The organism is Psychrobacillus sp. 05T411 (assembly GCF_056396485.1).
This window is the reverse complement of record NZ_JBFTLO010000006.1, coordinates 129,514-149,237: the sequence shown is the minus strand read 5'-3', so window position 1 is coordinate 149,237 and position 19,724 is coordinate 129,514. Positions and strand designations below refer to the sequence as shown.

Below are 19,724 nucleotides of genomic sequence, written 5' to 3'. Positions count from 1 at the left end.
CATAAGCCTTATTRAGAATATGTCATTTCAAGTATCTCTTCTAGTATTATCTTATGGGAATGTAACCATATAAAGGATATTATTATTGAGGATGTATAGTGAACTATTCATGTTCATCATTTTTAAACAATCAATCTTTCTCTTATTGCTCCTTGTCTATTAATTTACTATAATTTACTTTAAGGATCCCACTATTTAGAATTGTCCGTCAACAAAAGGTGCTATAAATTATCAATAGAAAGTAGGCTTTTATTTAGATGGGAAAAAAGGTGAAAATAGGAATTAACTCTAAAATTATGTCTGGTTATTTATTAATAATCATGCTAATTATTATTGCTTTTTTCCTTATTAGTAAGCAGTTTGCTTCGTTACAAGCGGATAAAGATTATATCATGGGTCATGATTTTAAAGTGAATGCGCTATCTCATCAAATAGAGAATAGCGTGCTTGAAATGGTTAGAGGAGAAAGAGGATACATTATTACCGGCAATGAAAACTATCTGCAACCTTATCTCATTGCACAATCAAAATGGCAAGATTCCTTCACTGAATTGGATCAATTAGTAAAGGACAATCCAGCACAACAAGAGGTATTAAAAGAAATTAAGCAAAATATTGACTACTGGATTGAGAATACCGGGGAGCCATCTATTAATCTCAAAAGACAAGGAAATAACGATGAAATTTCTGGTTATTTGGAAATTAATCAGGGGAGAGCAGAAGTAGAATCGATAAGAAGTATGTTCAATAGTTTCAGAAAAACGGAACTGGATGGCAGGCAGCAAAGATCAGATGAGTTAAATGAAGATATCAACTTGATTGTTAAAGGTTTAGTCATATTAGGTCTACTCGTATTTGGAATTGCTATTAGTATATCTATATTGGTATCTCGCTCTATTGTTAAAACAATACAAGAAGTAATAGGGACGATAAGAGATATTGCGACATTCTCCAATACAAACGAGCTAGATTTATCAAGAAGAATTCAATTACGATCTCGAGATGAGATTATGGAGCTAGCTACAGCGACAAATGGGTTGTTAAGTAATTTAGAGTTACGTGACTCACATCAACGACGTATTAATAATACTATCTATTCTTATCAAGGAATGACGAATATAGCAGGACTAAGTAATGCATTTATTTCATCTATATCAACAGAAGCCAATGCAGCGTTTGCAGTTCTTTATATAAGAGAATTTCACAATGAGCGAAATCGTTTTACAAAGTGCGCGACTTTTGCAGATGGGTTTGCTACAGTTGGGAGAAATAATTTTGAGTTAGGACAAGGGTTAATAGGCGAGTATGCACTTAAAAAACGCATGCATGTATTGAATGACTTGGATAATTTCCAATTGATACCTACAGCATTGGGAACAATACGTCCAAAAGGGATGATTATCGCTCCGATACTTCACGAAGAAGAAGTAATTGCTGTGATTGAAATACTAAGTTTGTCTAACTTCTCCAAGTTAGATCAGCAATTTATCACGGATGTTGTGGATCATTTTGGAGTTACGTTAAATAGTGTGAAGGATAGAGAAGAAATAGAGCGTTTACTGACCGAATCTCAAACAATGACAGAAGAATTACGCGTTCAATCGGAAAGTTTACAATCGCAGTCAGAAGAATTGCAAATGCAATCGGAAGAATTACAAGTAATTAATGAGATGTTGGAAGAAAGAACGAGAGACGCCGAACAAAAGTCAACAGCATTAGCTCAGGCGAAAATAGTATTAGAGGAACAGGCAAAACAGCTTGTGTTGAGTTCCAAGTACAAATCCGAGTTTCTTGCGAATATGTCACATGAGCTTAGAACTCCTTTAAACAGTATATTAATCCTTTCCGAATTGATCGCAGAAAATGCGCAGGAGCAATCGAGGGAGGAAGAAGAAAAATTCGCTAAAGTTATCCATACATCTGGGCAAGATCTTTTATCATTAATTAACGATATACTTGATTTGTCCAAAGTAGAGGCAGGTAAAATGGAAATTTTTTGTAGCGAAATAAACCTCCATAATCTTCCGACCTATTTAGAGATGAATTTTAATCATGTTGCAGAACAAGAAGGCTTGCAATTTACTATGAGTATGGATCCGAACATTCCAAATCAATTTTGTACAGATGAAAAAAGAATGCTACAAATATTAAAAAACCTTCTATCGAATGCATTTAAGTACACGGAGCAAGGAAGTGTGCATCTTAATATTAATCAAGTACAACGAGAAGGATTGGAGCATAGGTTTGCAGAAAAAGAAGGAGATTATTGGGTTTCATTTGCAGTAAAGGATACAGGAATTGGTATATCTAAAGAGAAACATCAATTGATTTTCGAAGCATTCCAACAAGCGGATGGAGCGACAATGAGACAATATGGTGGTACTGGTCTTGGTCTATCCATTTGTCAAGAATACGCCAAACATTTAGGGGGGTATATTACTTTAGAGAGTACAGAAGGGGTCGGCAGTATTTTTACATTATATCTACCAAGTTTGTCAAAGATGGAGGAAAAAGAAGTTGTCGTTTTAAACGCATTAAATGAGGTTGCAGCATCAAAAATAGAGGATGAGTTGTTACCTATTCAAAAAGTAGAAGTGAATTCTCTCCAAGTAGAAAAGAACAATATCTTACACGGAAAGAATGTACTAATTGTAGATGATGATTCACGCAATATCTTCGTGTTAGAAGTTGCTTTGCGGCAAGAAGGAATGATTGTGCATTCTGTAAATAATGGGGTAGAATGCCTGGATATATTAACAGAACAACCGGCATTATTTGATATTGTCTTAATGGATATTATGATGCCTAATATGGACGGATACGAAACGATGCGGAGAATTCGCTTAAATGACGAATTTCAAAAAGTGCCTATTATTGCGCTTACTGCCAAAGCTATGAAACAAGATCGTGAGAAGTGTTTAGAAGCAGGGGCCTCTGATTATGTAAGTAAGCCTCTAAATATGGGACAGCTTCTATCTGTACTAAGTGTATGGCTTTCTAACGAATAGAAATGGATGATTTAATGAATACTCAAGAGGAAATTCGGAAAAAAGAGCTAGAAGTGGACTTACTTTTAGAAACAATTAATAGTTTAGCCGGTTATGACTTTAAACAATATGTGCGTGCTTCTATTGTTCGAAGGATTGAAAACCAACTAACGATCGAAAACGCTCCTACTATTACTACGCTCGTTGAAAGGGCAATTCATGAACCTGGCTTTCTAAATAAAATGATTGAGGGATTTTCCATACCTGTCACAGAAATGTTCAGGGATCCCTCTTTTTTTAGAGAATTTAGAATGAAAATTATTCCCGTTTTACGCAATTATAAGGACATCCGGATTTGGCATGCTGGCTGCGCAACGGGAGAAGAAGTACTTTCAATGGCAATTCTTCTGGAAGAAGAGGGATTGCTACATAAAGCAACTATTTATGCAACTGACATGAGTGAAGTGGTACTTGAGAGAGCAAGAAAAGGGATAATTCCATTGAATAAAATGCAAATGTATACAAAGAATTATTTGCAGGCAGGGGGAACGAAAGAGTTTTCGACATATTATAAAACGAATTCTCAAAATGCTTTATTTTCAACTAGATTATTGGAGAATATTATTTTTGCACAACATAATTTAGTAACAGATCAATCGTTTAACGAGTTTCATGTAATTTTCTGCAGAAATGTATTAATCTATTTTAATGCAACGCTTCAAAACAAAGTACATGAATTGTTTATCCAAAGTTTGTCAAAAGGCGGATTTCTCGGGCTAGGCAATAAGGAAACTTTAAAAGTTAGTCAATACAATAGTGCTTATGAAGAGTTTTCCGCTTTAGAACCGCTTTACCGAAAACTATTATAGTAACTTTTCCATATATCTAGATGGGAGGGTTTGACAACTCTTTGTGTCCGCCTCTCCCATCTTTTTGATGTTTATGTAGTTTTGATCAGTAACAAGCAGATATCATCTTTTTGGTTAGACTGGTTAATATCGCTGAGAATCGTCTGGAACAGACAATCCGTATCTTTCCATTCTTGCAAAGTGACTAATTGTAACTTCTCAATAGTCTCCATTTCATCAATAGACTCAGACTCTAGTATTCCATCCGTATATAGTAACAGTTGGATATCCTTTTCATAGAAAAGGGTAGACTTTCTTACATTAATTTCATCAAATAATCCTACTGCACAAGCCCCCCTTTCCATCGTTTGAAGCGTTCCATCAATACGTAAGAATCCTGGTGGATGTCCAGCATTTACATATTCTATTTCTTTTTTTTCCGTATCGATAATTAGATAGATTGCAGTGAAATAATAATTCAAATTATTTTTATTATGTAATGAACTCATATAACAGTTTAATTCTTTAATAACAAGTACTGGATCTTCTAAGTTTTTTATTGTATCTCTCAGTACAGAGGAGATGAACATACTAACAAGGGAGGCGCTAATGCCGTGTCCCATCATGTCGAAGAGAATAATGCCGTATCGATATTCACTAAATTTATGCCAGTGGTACATATCTCCGGAAAGGTTATTGGAAGGACAATGAGATACTTGAATACTTAAATGTTTATCGATTATAGAGTCATTTAAGAGACTACCTTGTACTTGCATGGCAAGTAATAAATCTTCCTGCATCTTCGCTTCCTGCTCTTTATTTCGATCTTTTTCAAACTTCAATCTTAAAGCAAGTCGGATTCTTGCCAAAAACTCTAATTTATCAATTGGTTTAGTAACATAATCAGTTCCTCCGACATCAAATGCCTCTACTAGATGTTTAGAGTCATTTAAAGCGGTAAGAAAAATAATCGGTATCTCTTTTAATCTATCATCTTGCTGAATACGTCGGCAAGCTTCAATTCCATCGATTTTAGGCATCATAATGTCTAATAGTATTAGGTCAACCATTGGAGCAGGTACTTCTTTTTCATCCAATCGTAAGTATTGAAACAATTCTTCTGCAGAATTTAGGGGATGACAATTTTCATAACCTGCTTTTTTTAAGATACTTTCAATTACAAATAAGTTTACAGAATTATCATCTACCATTAGGATTGTCATCTCTAGATATCCTCTTTCCATTAAATCTATGTTCTCTATATAATAGAACATAAAGAGGGGAACAATCAACAGAGTAAAGTGAAAATAATGTAAATATATAATAATCAGAAATCAATTGGCGAGTTATGAAAAAAGTTCAAGTATATGCCAACCTTAACATCAGATATTGGTATAATATGATTTGTTACAAGTGAGATTTTATTAAATAGAACACAGGCAGGGATACATATGAATTTACGAGGGATTTTATTACTTATTTTTTTATTTCAGACAATCGTTAATGCGACAAGACCAGTTATTACGCTATCGGCTGACGAATTTGGAGCATCCATTTTTATGATAGGCATACTAACATCTTCGTTCGCGTTTTTACCACTGATTTTCTCTATTCACGCTGGTAAAATAATTGATAAATTTGGAAACCGTATGCCAATTATTTTTGGATTTGTCGTTTCCATGGCAGGAATGATTATTCCTACTCTTTACTCTTCTATATGGGCATTATTTGCGAGTCAACTGTTATTAGGGCTTGCCAATATTTGTATCCCTATTGCTTTGCAAAATCAATTAGGGCACCAATCTACTCCTAAAAATCGAGACTATTTTTTTAGTATGTTTAGTCTGTGCGTTGCTTTAGGGGCTGTTGTTGGCCCTTTAGTTGGCGGTTATTTATCGGAGCATGTATCATTCCAAATAGTTTACGTTTTTAGTATAGTAATCGGCGCTATATCCATTGTATTCTCTTTCCGAATTCCGAACGTGGCAGAGAGAGTTAATAGACCACCGACTAAATTAGTTGATTCGTTTAAGTTGTTTGAAAATCCGCTTGTAAGAAAAGCGTTGTTTTCAAGTGCACTTGTTTTATATTCGAAAGATATTTTTGTCGCATATTTCCCATTGCTTGGAAAGCAGATGCATTTATCGACTTCTGCAATTGGATGGATTATCGCATTACAAGGCCTTGCTACGATGTTTGTCCGCTTTATATTGCCGAAATTATTGGAAACATATAAGCGGGATACCGTTTTGTTCATGTCAATTTTAGTTGCTGGAATTGCATTTCTTTTATTGCCATTCAGTCATTCCGTATACTTGATTGCTGTATTTGCTATTGTGATGGGGCTTGGTTTAGGCTGTGGCCAACCGATTTCCATGACGACCACCTATAATGCATCTCCTCCAAATCGAACAGGGGAAGTATTAGGACTTCGAATTGCTACAAATCGTTTTTCTCAGTTAATCGCTCCGACTTTATTTGGGATGATTGGTGGTTCTGTCGGCATGATGGGAATTTTTCTATTTAGTGGAGTGTTTTTAGTAGGGGGTTCCTTGTTTTTTAGAAAACATGAAGAGTAATTGGCATCTCACTCCAAGTAAACTAGTTATTTTAAGAAGTGATTGCTTTCGTAGTAGAACTGGTTGCTTTCAATGACTAGTTAGTTGCTCTTAGCCATTTTCTGGTTTCTCACATTCGAAAGAACTGGAATAATTTTTTTTTCAATTTGATACTGGGTAAGTGAGCAGTTTCCTTAGATTTTCGCAGCAGGCGGGGATGGTTCATATCTTACCCGGCAAATAGAAAAAACCAGTACCTCCGTATAGGAAGACTGGCATATTTTTAACTTAATTCTTTTCAAAAAATGTATATCGGTCTGTGTGTACAAAACTACAATCCGCATCGCATAAAGGTCCATGAATAGCACCAAATTCATCTAAAGCCTGAGTGAGGTGTGCTAACTCAGCTTTCTCCATCTTATATTCCAAAACATATTGATACAAATGAGGTTTAGGTTCTGTTATGGAAACGATTGATCCAACAAACTTCACAATCTGATTTAGAATAGTTGTTTTTAACTGTAAAATAATCTCATGATTGATAGCTAACTTAAAATCTGATAAAAACTTCAATCTTTTCGTGCAAATTTCTTCAATGAGAATGTCCATTGTACCTAGTTCTACTTTATTACCACGAATTTGTGTTAAAGTCATCGCAGCTTTTAAAGGATTTTCTAGTATTATGTTAAAAGCTTTTCCGTATTCTATTGAATTCTCATCTACCGTGTTTATTTCTTCTGGCATCAATTTACCTTTACGCAATAGTAGCTCAAAGTCCGCTGCTGGCACTGGTTTGGAAAATAAATAACCTTGAATGGTATTGCAGTTATAATCTTTTAACACATTCAGTTGAGCAGTAGTTTCCACACCTTCAGCAACAACTTCCATATTCAATTGCTGAGATAATTGAATAATCATATTCGCGATAAAATTTGAATCAGCTGTATCAATTGGTGTTAAATCATTAATAAATGTCCGGTCAATTTTCAAGATTTCTATTAGCCCTTTGAATCGATTTAAAGAAGAAAGGGAAGAGTACCCTGTACCAAAATCATCTAAGGCCACTTTGACTCCTAGTCCTTTTAGTCCTTCTAGAACCAAAAACACAGTTTTTTCATTCTCCAATAAAGAGGATTCTGTAATCTCTATTTCCAAGTATTTGGACTCTAATTCTGTCTTTTCTAAAACACCTTCCACACTAGTTATTAGACTTCTATCTAAAAAGCGATTTGCTGAAAGATTAATGGAAACGGGGATTCTTGGTAAATTAGCGTCTTGCCATTGTTTATTTTGTATGCAGGCAGTCTGTTTCACCCAGTATCCAATTTCATTATCAAGTCCGGTTTCCTCGGCTAGTGGTATAAATTCATCAGGAGATACTAGTCCCCATTCAGGATGATTCCAACGTATGAGTGCCTCTGCACCAACAATCTCATAAGTACTTGGACAGACTTTTGGCTGATAGTATAATTCTAATTGTCCTAGTTCAATTGCATGCCGAAGACTGGACTCTAATGAAAAAATTTTATATGTTTGAGCATTTAAAGAAGATGAATATACTTGAAAATTATTTTTACCTAATTCCTTTGCTTTATATAAAGCGGAATCGGCATTTTTCATTAATGTGGCTGAGTTTTCCCCGTCCTGTGGATAAATACTTATTCCAATACTCGTAGTAACGAAAAGATTATAATTGTCTACGAGAAAAGGTTTATCTAAGGCTTCAATTATACTTTTTGAGCGCTCTTTTGCTTGTTGAGTATAAAAATCCGTCAATAGAACACCAAATTCGTCTCCTCCAAGTCGAGCTATAACAGCATTCTCACCTAAGCAATACTTTAGTCTTTTAGCAATTTGTATAAGTAATTTGTCTCCATGTGTATGGCCTAGTGTGTCATTAATATATTTAAATCGATCTAAGTCTAAATACATAACGGCTACTTTTTGATTTAATGTATTTGCTATGATTGTCGCTTGTTCGAGCTTTTCTTGAAATAGTTTTCTATTTGGTAATCCAGTTAATGAATCATAATTGGCTAAATAGGTATTTAACTTTATGGCTTCCATATGATCCGTTATATCTTTTGCAATTCCAAAGGCACCCAATATGATCCCGTCTAAATAAGCAGGCATCATGGTTAAGTTGATGTCAATTGTATGACCGGTTTTATGCAAGAACTTCATATTCATATTTTGTGGTATGCCCGAAAGTACTTTTTGAAATGCTTCCTTATGTATCTGACTGTAATTGGAAGGGATCAATGAGTCCATTGTGTTAATTTCGTAACTATTAGAGAATCCAAGTTTTTTGGAAAAAACATCGTTCGTTTTTTCTAAAATTCCCGATGTATTAACAAAATATACAATATCTGGATTGTATTCAAATAAAGATTGGTAAAAATGATTATTATCATCTTTGTGTTCCATTCTATCCATCCTTTTTTATTTAATAGTAATTTTGAATCTGTATTGATTTTTTCTTTTTTAGGTATTTGAATCTATTTATATGTATGGAAAATTGAATTTTGACAGGAAATTTTGTTATCTTTAATAATATTGTAAATTGCTAGATAAATATAGTGGATAAAGCAAATAAAAAATTTAGTAATTCTTTTCAAGTTTCTAAGTGATAAAAATCTATTTTCAAAAATGTTGGATACATAGTATAGTCTAAATAATATATTCGAAAAAAAGGTAGTGAACATTTTGAAATATTATGTTACAGCAAAGGATGTTGCGAAGCTTGCGGGTGTTTCACAATCGTCCGTTTCGAGAGTTTATTTTGAAGGGGCAACAGTTTCTAAAAAAACTCGTGAGAAAGTTATAGCAGCAGCGAAGGAGTTGGGATATAGACCCAATGAATTTGCGCGAAGCCTTATTACGAACCGCACAAAAATTATAGGGTTAGTAATGAAAGGAATTCAAAACCCTTTCTATCCACAAGTGTTAAAGCAATTTACAGCAGCGTTTCAAAAACTTGGTTATAGCGTATTGTTTGTATCTACAAACAATGATGAAATACAGAAAGAAGATATCGACATGCTGAGGAATTATAATGTTGCCGGAGTAATTATTACGGACGCCTCTTTATCTTTGAATGTAACAGAAGATTTTAAGGAGAGCCAAGTTCCACTTGTCCTTTTTAATCGCAAAATTGACGGCGAACAGTTTTACTCGGTTTGTTGTAATAACTTGGATGCAAGTGGAAAAATTGCGGAGTATTTTATCGAAAAGGGTTGTTCTGATGTAGCATACATTGCAGGAAATGCAAATACTTCTACAAGTCGAGATAGAGAAAAGGGCTTTACCTCTATAATTGAAAAGAATAATATGCCATTTAACAAGTATACATCAGATTATACATATGAAGGTGGCTTTAAAACGGCACAAAAGATTATTGCAGAAAAGAAAATACCAGATGGGATTTTTGTTGCAAATGATATTATGGCACTTGGTGTAGTAGATGCTTTAAAAGAAAATTCCATCATGATTCCAGCTGAAACAAAAGTAGTGGGGTTCGACAATATCGAAATGGCTTCATGGCCAACATATAATCTAACTACTTGGGAGCAACCAATTACAAAAATGGTCGAACAAACAGTAAATTATTTAATGGCTGAAATTGTTGAATTCTCTGGATATACTGAAAATGTAGAGATAAATGGCGAGTTAATTGTGCGAAAAACTACATAATTTTTATTGACTTGTGCTTGAATTTAGAATATTCTTCTCGTGAGGGTATTTTGCATACGTATGCAAAAATGAAATGAATGCGTTTACAATTAAAGGGAGGAATATAAAATGGTAAAAGTATTAAAAGCAGGTAAATCACAAGAAGAAGTTAGTGCAAATGATTTAAAAGTTTCTCAAATAGTATCAGAAGCATTGAAAGACGTAGAAGTAAGAGGAGATCAAGCGGTTCGTGAATTATCTGAGAAATTTGATAAATGGTCACCTGAATCATTCCGCCTATCTGAATCTCAAATAAATGAAATCGTTTCTAAAGTTCCAGCAGAAGTAATAGAAGATATTAAATTTGCACAAAAAAATATTCGCGAATTTGCAGAAGCGCAACTTGCTTCCATGCATGACGTAGAAGTTGAAAATATTCCAGGTGTTATTTTGGGACATAAAAATATTCCGGTAAACAGTGTTGGCTGTTATATTCCAGGCGGTCGTTACCCAATGGTAGCTTCTGCACATATGAGTGTTTTAACAGCAAAAGTTGCAGGTGTTAAGCGTGTAATCGCTTGTACTCCTCCGATTAATGGAGAAATTCCAAACGCGACAATCGCTGCTATGTCTTTAGCTGGTGCAGATGAAATTTACCTTTTAGGTGGAATTCAAGCGATGGCTGCAATGGCTATCGGTACTGAATCGATCGAGTCAGTAGATATGATCGTTGGACCTGGTAATGCATTTGTTGCAGAAGCAAAACGCCAGTTATACGGCCGTGTAGGAATCGATTTATTCGCTGGTCCTACAGAAACTTTAGTAGTTGCAGACCATACTGCAGATGCAGAAATGATTGCAACAGATCTTCTTGGACAAGGTGAACATGGGCCTACATCACCAGGTGCACTTATTACAACTTCTGAAAAACTAGCAGAAGAAACAGTGAAAGAAATTGAACGTCAATTAGAAACACTTCCAACAGCAGATGTTGCGCGCGTTTCATGGGAAGATTACGGTCAAATTTTATTAGTAGATTCTATCGAAGAAGCTCGAATTGAAGCAGATCGTCTTGCTTTTGAACACGTAGAAATTTTAACGGAAGATCCAAATTACTTCCTTGAAAATATGACAAACTATGGTTGCCTATTCTTAGGGCCAGAAACAAATGTTGCTTACGGAGATAAAGTAATTGGAACGAACCATACATTACCTACAAAAGGTGCAGCTCGCTACACTGGTGGACTATGGGTTGGGAAGTTCATCAAAACAGTAACGTATCAAAAAGTTACACCTGAAGCTAGTGCCTATATCGGGGAATATGCAGCTCGTTTATGTCAATTAGAAAACTTTGCAGGGCATGCTGAACAAGCATTACTTCGTGTAAGAAGATACGGAAATAAATAATTCATATAAAGGGTTATTGGGGGAAAGTTTATGTTAGGGATGATTGGTCTATTTGGTGGCCTAGCGCTACTAATTTACTTGACAATGAGAGGGATGAACCTTCTAATTGCAGCACCACTTATGGCTTTAGTTGTTGGGATTTTTAATGGTTTGCCAATTTTCCCGCAGCTGGCAGAAGAAGGAGCAGCAAACTTTTTAACGAACTATATGACAGGATTTACAGGATTTATCGCTTCTTGGTATTTAATGTTCTTAACGGGTGCGATTTTCGGTAAAGTAATGGAAGATAGTGGAGCTGCAGATAGTGTTTCACAATGGATTGTTAGTAAAATTGGTATGAAACGTGCGGCTTTAGCGGTTGTTATTGCCTGTGCTGTATTAACATATGGTGGGGTAAGCTTGTTCGTTGTTGCGTTCTCAGTTTATCCAATGGCATTAAGTTTGTTTAAACAAGCAGATCTTCCAAGACGCTTTATACCAGCGGCACTTGGTTTTGGTTCTACAACGTTTACGATGACTTCAGCAGGTTCTCCTGAAATCCAAAACTGGATTCCAATTGAATTTTTAGGGACAACTCCATATGCTGGTTGGGAAGTAAGTTTTATCGTTGCTGTATTTATGATGGCTTTTGGATACTGGTGGCTGAAAAAAATGATTTCCAAAGCAATGTCAAAAGGCGAGCGATTTGTTAGTAGAGATACGGATGTAGAAGCGGTTACTCGTTCTGAATTGCCGGATCCATTACTAAGTATGGTTCCTTTACTTGTTGTTTTAGTTATTTCATTTTTCTTCCATAATTCATTAGGGACTTCTGCATTAATCATTGCTTTAACTGGCGGTATTTTAACAACTTACTTGATTAACAGAAAGTATTTCCACAACTTTGGAAAAGCCGTTGGAGACGGTGCAATGGGTGCAATTGTTGCCATTGCCAATACAGCAGCAGTTGTTGGCTTCGGTGGAGTTGTAAAAGCAACACCTGCATTTACATCAGCAGTTGGCTTTATGACGGATATTCCGGGAAGCCCGCTAATTGGTGGAGCTCTTGCAGTAGCGGTTATTGCAGGTCTTACTGGATCTTCTTCAGGTGGACAAGCAATTGCATTGCCACTTTTAGCACCCCATTATTTAGATTTGGGCGTTAACGCTGAAGCCTTGCACCGTTCGGTTGCGATTTCTTCAGGGTCACTGGATTCATTGCCACAGGGTGGATATGTTGTAACCACAATTCGTTCAATAGCTGGTGAAACACATAAAGATGCATATCCTGCATTTGGGGCATTAACAGTAGTAGTGCCGATATTAGGTGTTATTTTAGCTGTTATATTATTCTCATTCGGTTTAGGAATTTAAGGAATAGAAATAAACACATGCCCAACAAACTAATTTATAATAAGTTTGTTGGGTGTATTTCGTTATACATACAAACATGAAGGGGACGTGGATTAGATGGAAAACGTATCAATTATTGGTTGTGGAACGATGGGGCATTCGATAGCATTATCAGCTGCTTGGGCAGGCTTATCTGTAAAAGTGTATGGTATTAATGAGAAGGATTTGGAAAATGCCGACAAAGGCTTACATAGTAAATTAAAAGTAATGACAGATAATAATGTGTTCACTGAAGAAACCGCGACAAAAATTAGAGAGAAAATAGTCTTATCCACATCGCTAGAAGAAACGATTGCAAATTCTACATTTATCATTGAAGTAATTCCAGAAGTATTGGACATGAAAAAAGAAATGTATAAAAAAATGGAAAGTATGATAGGTGAAGAAGTAGTCATTGCAAGTAATACTTCTGGCTTTAAGCCAAGTTTACTAGCGGAAGAGATGCAATATCCAAATCGTTTTGTTGTGACGCATTTTTGGAACCCAGGACATTTAATCCCTTTAGTAGAGGTCGTAAAAGGGGAACAAACGGATGATCAAACAGTAGAGCGTGCAATGCAAGTAATGAAAGATATGAATAAACAACCAATACTATTAAACAAAGAGATTCCAGGTTTCATCGGTAACCGCTTACAGTACGCTTTATTTCGTGAAGCACAGTCCTTACTCGATGCAGGTGTAGCTACAAAAGAAGATATTGATGCAGCAGTTACGTATAGTATTGGACGACGTTTGCCAGTGACAGGACCTTTAATGACGGCTGATATGGGCGGATTAGATGTATTTTCAGCGATTTCCAATTATTTATTTGAAGATTTAAGTACGGATCAAAGGTCGGGTACAGTACTTACGAAACTAGTAGAAGACAATAAGTTTGGGGATAAAAATGGGGAAGGTTTTTATACTTGGGAACCTGATTTTTCAGAGCAGAAAAATGCAGAGCGTGAGCAAACGCTTATTCATTTCTTAAAAAATGATTTGCAGAGAAATGAGGGGAAATAATGCAAGCCTTTTTCTCTGAACTAGCAAATAAAACAGTGGTTGTAACCGGCGGAAGCAAAGGAATTGGAAAAGATATTGCACTCACTTTTGCTAAATTAAATGCAAATGTGGTTATTTCCGGACGAAGTGAATCAGCTTTGCATGAGGCACTTAGTGAATTGCACGCATTTAACGAAAAATGTATTGCTGTGCAAGGAGATATGAGTAATATTGCAGTTGTGAAAGATTTAATCGATCAAGCAGCAAGCGAATTTGGAACTGTGGATGTACTCGTGAATAATGCGGGTGTGAATATTGCCAAGCCAGCAATGGAAGTAACCGAAGAGGACTGGGATACTGTACTTGATTTGAATTTAAAATCAGCTTTTTTTGCTAGTCAAGCAGCAGCAAAATATATGCTTGCCCAAAAAAGTGGTAAAATTATTAATATAGCTTCTCAAATGGCATTCGTTGGCTATTATAAACGGGCGGCATATTGTTCCAGTAAAGGTGGGCTCGTGCAAATGACGAAAGCCCTAGCTGTCGAATGGGCAAAGCAAGGTATTAGAGTGAATGCGGTAGCTCCGACATTTGTGGAAACTGAGTTTACGGAAAAGATGTTTGAAGACCAAGCATTCAAAAAAGATGTGGAAAGCCGTATTCTATTAGAAGGGTTATCCAAACCACAAGATGTTTCGGGAGCAGTATTATATTTGGCTTCCAATCTAGCAAATTTTGTAACAGGTGAAACTTTAAAAGTAGACGGTGGATGGACTACAATTTAATCTAGGGGGTAATGTAATGGAAGGAAAAGTGTTATTTATAACTGGAGCTGCACGTGGTATCGGCTTTGATATTGCTAAAGCATTTGCAGATGCAGGTGCCAATGTAGTGATTTCTGATTTGGCGCAAGATGCAATCGATGAAGCAGTAAGTAAATTGAGTGGCAAAGCAAAAGGAATTGTTTGCGACGTGACGAAAGAAGCGGACATAGAAAATGCCATTCAATTTACGGTTGAGAATTATGGACGCATCGATTTCCTAGTGAATAATGCTGGAATGCAACATGTTTCGATGCTTGAGGATTTTCCAACTGAAAAGTTTGAGTTACTCGTGAAAATTATGCTGACGGCTCCTTTTATCGCGATCAAAAACGCATTACCTCATATGAAAAAACAAGGCTTTGGACGAATCATTAATATGGCATCGATTAATGGCGTGATTGGGTTTGCGGGGAAAGCGGCATATAACTCGGCAAAACATGGTGTTATTGGATTAACCAAAGTAGCGGCACTTGAATCAGCTACAGATGGTATTACAGTGAACGCAATATGCCCGGGCTATGTGGATACAGCGCTTGTACGAAACCAATTTGCTGACTTAGCGAAAACTCGTAATATCGAAGTAGAGCAAGTATTGGAAGAAGTATTATATCCGCTTGTTCCGCAAAAGAGATTACTAGAAATTAGTGAAATAACAGATTTAGCTTTATATATTGCTAGTGATTCAGCAAAAGGAATGACTGGTCAAGCGGTTATTTTAGATGGTGGGTATACAGCACAATAAAGTTTTGAAAAATGCTCGTGAAGTTCATGACTTCAAGGGCATTTTTTGTGCTTTAGGAAATAATAAAACTAAACATGTGGATAACTATTCTTTTGTAGAATTCCCCTTCAAACTCACAACATTATAGACCATTTGCGCAACCCTTATAAAAAATACGTCGTAATCAGTTTCATCTCAATCCAAGTAAACTTATTAATTTGAGAATTGGTTGCTTTCACTGGCGATTTGGTTGCTCTCATGTTGGTTTGATTGCTTTCGGAATAGAATTGATTGCTTTCAGGGACTGATCTGTTGCTCTTAGCCATTTTCTGGATTCTCTTATTGAATAAACTGGGTAATAACCTGTTTTTGGCGAGTAGATACTGAATAGGTAAACAATTTTCCATTGATTTTTGCGGAAAGCGTCCGCCTTGCAGCAATAATCACTGTGGTCACTAAGACGCATTATCCCCATTATGTGCGACAGCCTATTATTGTTAAGCACTTCCCTTAAGGAAATATTCCCCAAGTCGTTCGCACCTTAATATTTCACGTAAAACATGTTAAACTAAGACTTCAGCAAATTTTTAACTTATTGAAGGACGTGTTTTGATGGTAGGACGTAATGATCCATGCCCATGTGGTAGTGGAAAAAAATATAAAAAATGTTGTGAGTCCAAAGAGACAATTACAATTGAAGAAGTACAAACAGAAGAACTAGAACGTATTTTACAAACATTTTATGATGAATATCCAGAAAGAAAAGATGTACCAGCCTTCCAGGAGCTGGTGAAAACTTGGGATGAATCCCTTAATAAATACTTAGAAGAAGAAATGATCGAAGCGATTGTATTAGATGAATTCTTTTTCCATCATAAACCGGAAATATGGGCTGGCTTCTTAGAAAAACAACAAAAGAAAATCGTGCGACCTTCTACATTGAGTGCAATCAAACAGTGGAATGAACCACGTGTGTTTGTTGGCGAAGTAATAGATGTAGATGATCATTATATGACCGCAATGCATATTTTGACGAAAGAAACGATACGGTTAAGACGCGAAGGTGAAAAACCAGTACCTACTGGTGTACATATGTATTGTTTCATCTTGCCGGACGGGACATCGAAAGAAAATCACTATTTATCAATTTCTAGTTTAATCTTCTTCCCGACAGATCACCAAAATGTGTTTTCCGCTTTTGTTAGTCAATTTGAATCTCAACAAGATTTATCAGCTTCAGCATTTTTGAAAGAAAAGGCTACTACATTGTGGACTTTACTTGGTGAAAATGGTTACGAAGGTGGAGAATACACGCAATTTGAAGCGGGAGTTTTACAAGTTGCAATAGATTTCTTAGAGAAAAATAATCGAGAATATCATAAGCTTGTAGAAATAGTGGAAGATTATTTAGTAGAACAGCAACCAAATGCGCGTAAAGAAGTCGCAATTTCAGCAGGTGCCATCAGGTTCGGTCAGGAAAATGGCTTTTTTGAACCGCTAGAGATGACGATTAAAGAAATTGCGGAATCGTTTAATGTGTCCACTTCTTCATTGAATAAATACTATAATGATTTGAATATGTACTATGAACATGTCAAATGACATAATTCGGAGAAAACCAAGCAAGAGTAATAATTTTGCTTGGTTTTTTTGTCTTTATAAATGAGATAACAACGTTTACACTGAAGTGGAGAACATACCAAAGTATTGGGGTGATAAACTTTGAGACAATTATGGAAAATGCCTTGGTTTTCACGTCTTATAAAAATATTAGTTCCACTTTTGATACTAATCGTATTCTATTTTGAATCCAATCAAGCACTTAAAAACTTGGACTTTTCGCTTTTAAAAAATAACTTTAATGCACTGGCTTGGAGCCATCTTGTCATTATTATCATTTCGGGTTGCATTGCAGTACTGCCAATGATTTTATATGACTTTGTATTAAAACGTAATTTACAAATAAAGGCATCAATCAAAGAGACTGTAATATACTCTTGGACTGCTAATGCACTTTCTAATTTTATTGGTTTTGGTGGAGTAGCCGGGATGGTCATCCGTACTCTTTTTTATAGTCGATACGGTCACGAGAAAAAGACGCTTGTGAAAGGAATCGGGTTAATTACGTTATTTTATTTGTCCGGTATGTCGTTATTAAGTTGGCTTCCACTACTTGGGATTATTCAAACACCTATTTTTAAAGAAGTTAAATGGATTCATATAGCATTAATAGGATTAGCATTATATTTACCAATTCTAATTGTAAGTGTAAAAAGGCATAAGGCAGGCACCACTCCAGAACTTATTAGTAAGAATGATATCCTTACTTTAGCAGTCATATCTTTGTTAGAGTGGTGCTCTGCTTTTGGATTGATTTATATAATTACTTATTTTCTAKGTATTTCGGTCCCGATATCTAGTATGTTTGCGACGTTTATTGTTGCCTCCTTTGCAGGAATTATAAGTATGTTACCTGGAGGAATAGGTTCGTTTGATTTAATGTATTTGCTTGGTATGGAGGGTTTTGGGGTTCCTACTGAGACAACTTTATTAATTTTGCTGTTGTATCGCATCAGTTATTTTATTATTCCCGCGCTAATTGGGACTATCACTTTATTATTATATTTTTGGGCAGAATTGAACCAAAAGCTAAATAGGATTCCAACTACTATTTTACAAAACGTCAGCCATTGGATGGTTACTGTTTTTGTTTTATTAGCTGGTGTTATTTTACTAGCATCGGCAGCTATTCCTGCCGCATTAGAGAGGATAAAAATGGCAAATGAAATTTTGGCTTTGCCTGTTATGAATATGTCTCACGAATTTACGGTTGGCTTAGGCATCTCTCTCTTAATGTTGACGAGAGGGATACAGTATAGAGTGAAGTGGGCATACACCTTAACACTTGTGACATTAATAGTGGCAGCAGTATTTTCGCTCTCCAAATGGTTTGACTACGAAGATGCTATTTTTGTATTAGTTGTATTTGTTATACTTCTTTTATCCAAAAAGCAGTTCTATAGAGAGAATATAGTTCCTACTTGGGGCAAATCATTAGTTGATATTATAGGAATCGCGATTATACTAGGTTTCTTTATATTTATTGGATACGTCAACTTGCCGTCTTCTCATATTACTATCCCAGTGAAATTGCAACCTTATATTATAACGGATTCCACCGATTTATTAATAAGTGCAGCGGTGGGAATCATTCTAGCGATGGTGTATATGTCTATCGGTTATTTACTTGCGAAACCACGATATTTTCCTTTTGAAAAATCCGAAAGTCATGAGTGTGAAATAAAAGAGCATCTTGAAAAATATGAAGGTACAGTGCTATCTCATTTAATATTCTTACATGATAAATATATTTATTGGAATCACTCCAAAACAGTCATGCTAGCTTTTCAAAAGTATTCGGATAAGTTGATTGTTTTAGGTGATCTAGTTGGGGAGAAAAAAGATATTCTCCAAGCGATGGAAGAGTTTCATGATCGGGCAAATTTATATGGGTACACGCCTGTTTATTATCAAGTTACCTCGAAGATGTTCCCTTATCTACATGAAAATGGATATGACTTTTTTAAGCTAGGCGAAGAGGCACTAGTAAATCTTTCTTCATTCGATCTAGTAGGTAAGAAAATGAAAAATCTACGTGCCAATAAAAATAAACTCGAAAGAGAAGGGTATCATTTTCAAGTAACTCAGCCTCCTCATACGGGTGAGTTTCTTGCAAAGTTAAAACCTATTTCCGATGAATGGCTAGAAGGAAGAAAAGAAAAAGGATTCTCTTTAGGATGGTTTAACCCTTCATATTTAAAATCTGTTCCAATTGCAATAGTAACGGATAAAGAAGGGGAACTTGTTGCTTTTTGCAATATAATGCCCGCTTACGATGGGGATAAAATGGTTTCCGTAGATCTGATGCGTTATGGATCAACCGCCCCAAATGCAACGATGGATTACATGTTTATTAAACTTTTTGAATGGTACAAAGAAGAAAACTATGAAAAATTTAATCTTGGAATGGCGCCTTTGGCAAACGTGGGTCTTTCAAAGTATTCATTTTTAACGGAAAAGATTGCTTACCAAATTTTCTTATATGGTCATGCATTTTATCATTTTAAAGGGCTGAAGATGTTTAAAGAAAAATACGCTGACGGGTGGGAACCTAAATATTTGGCAATGCGAAAAAAAACTTCTTTACCGATTACAATGGCGCAAGTTTCTTTGCTCATAGCCCGTTCAGGCCCGATTAATCCAATCAAATGGAGGAACGTCTTACTAAAACTCTTTAAATAAGCTCTTTTTCTTACAGGTGAAATCTAAAATGG

General features: G+C 35.7%; 13 protein-coding genes. 11 read left to right on the top strand and 2 right to left on the bottom strand.

Features of this window, described 5'->3' with window-relative positions:
* The first annotated feature begins 269 nt into the window (after positions 1 to 269).
* Both AC1DFT_RS06805 and AC1DFT_RS06800 read left to right on the top strand, forming a co-directional pair.
* Positions 270 to 3,008 (top strand): response regulator, encoded by a 2,739-nt coding sequence (locus AC1DFT_RS06805; protein ID WP_477918441.1) that lies wholly within the window; start codon positions 270 to 272, stop codon positions 3,006 to 3,008.
* Between the two features lie 14 nt (positions 3,009 to 3,022).
* Positions 3,023 to 3,856 (top strand): CheR family methyltransferase, encoded by an 834-nt coding sequence (locus AC1DFT_RS06800; protein WP_477918440.1) that lies wholly within the window; start codon positions 3,023 to 3,025, stop codon positions 3,854 to 3,856.
* A 71-nt stretch (positions 3,857 to 3,927) separates the two neighbouring features.
* Here AC1DFT_RS06800 and AC1DFT_RS06795 read toward each other — a convergent pair whose 3' ends face one another.
* Complete coding sequence (locus tag AC1DFT_RS06795; RefSeq protein WP_477918439.1) at positions 3,928 to 5,058, bottom strand: SpoIIE family protein phosphatase; 1,131 nt, start codon at positions 5,056 to 5,058, stop codon at positions 3,928 to 3,930.
* 228 nt (positions 5,059 to 5,286) lie between these two features.
* Here AC1DFT_RS06795 and AC1DFT_RS06790 point away from each other — a divergent pair, with 228 nt between their 5' ends.
* Positions 5,287 to 6,414: an MFS transporter gene (locus AC1DFT_RS06790; protein ID WP_477918438.1), complete on the top strand. Its 1,128-nt coding sequence runs from the start codon at positions 5,287 to 5,289 to the stop codon at positions 6,412 to 6,414.
* Between the two features lie 267 nt (positions 6,415 to 6,681).
* Here the strand turns inward: AC1DFT_RS06790 and AC1DFT_RS06785 are convergent, their stop codons facing one another.
* Positions 6,682 to 8,820 (bottom strand): sensor domain-containing protein, encoded by a 2,139-nt coding sequence (locus AC1DFT_RS06785; protein WP_477918437.1) that lies wholly within the window; start codon positions 8,818 to 8,820, stop codon positions 6,682 to 6,684.
* A 279-nt stretch (positions 8,821 to 9,099) separates the two neighbouring features.
* Between AC1DFT_RS06785 and AC1DFT_RS06780 the strand changes: the two genes are divergently transcribed.
* The 8 genes from AC1DFT_RS06780 to mprF all read left to right on the top strand — a co-directional run bounded on the left by AC1DFT_RS06780 (position 9,100) and on the right by mprF (position 19,692).
* A complete protein-coding gene (locus tag AC1DFT_RS06780) occupies positions 9,100 to 10,086 on the top strand; it encodes a LacI family DNA-binding transcriptional regulator (RefSeq protein WP_477918436.1) in 987 nt (328 codons plus the stop codon).
* Positions 10,087 to 10,194: 108 nt separating this feature from the next.
* Entirely contained in the window at positions 10,195 to 11,472 is a 1,278-nt protein-coding gene (gene hisD, locus AC1DFT_RS06775; protein ID WP_477918435.1) for a histidinol dehydrogenase, read from the top strand.
* 30 nt (positions 11,473 to 11,502) lie between these two features.
* Positions 11,503 to 12,825 carry a GntP family permease gene (locus tag AC1DFT_RS06770; RefSeq protein ID WP_477918434.1) on the top strand — a complete coding sequence of 441 codons (1,323 nt, stop codon included), beginning with the start codon at positions 11,503 to 11,505 and terminating at the stop codon, positions 12,823 to 12,825.
* A 96-nt stretch (positions 12,826 to 12,921) separates the two neighbouring features.
* Positions 12,922 to 13,866: a 3-hydroxyacyl-CoA dehydrogenase family protein gene (locus AC1DFT_RS06765; protein ID WP_477918433.1), complete on the top strand. Its 945-nt coding sequence runs from the start codon at positions 12,922 to 12,924 to the stop codon at positions 13,864 to 13,866.
* Positions 13,866 to 14,630, top strand: coding sequence for an SDR family NAD(P)-dependent oxidoreductase (locus tag AC1DFT_RS06760; RefSeq protein ID WP_477918432.1), 765 nt, complete (start codon positions 13,866 to 13,868; stop codon positions 14,628 to 14,630). Before AC1DFT_RS06765 ends, AC1DFT_RS06760 begins: the two co-directional genes overlap by 1 nt.
* Before the next feature lie 16 nt (positions 14,631 to 14,646).
* Complete coding sequence (locus tag AC1DFT_RS06755) at positions 14,647 to 15,411, top strand: 3-hydroxybutyrate dehydrogenase (RefSeq protein ID WP_477918431.1); 765 nt, start codon at positions 14,647 to 14,649, stop codon at positions 15,409 to 15,411.
* A 591-nt stretch (positions 15,412 to 16,002) separates the two neighbouring features.
* Positions 16,003 to 16,992 (top strand): YecA family protein, encoded by a 990-nt coding sequence (locus tag AC1DFT_RS06750; protein WP_477918430.1) that lies wholly within the window; start codon positions 16,003 to 16,005, stop codon positions 16,990 to 16,992.
* Between the two features lie 120 nt (positions 16,993 to 17,112).
* Entirely contained in the window at positions 17,113 to 19,692 is a 2,580-nt protein-coding gene (gene mprF, locus AC1DFT_RS06745) for a bifunctional lysylphosphatidylglycerol flippase/synthetase MprF (protein ID WP_477918429.1), read from the top strand.
* The last annotated feature ends 32 nt before the right edge of the window (positions 19,693 to 19,724 follow it).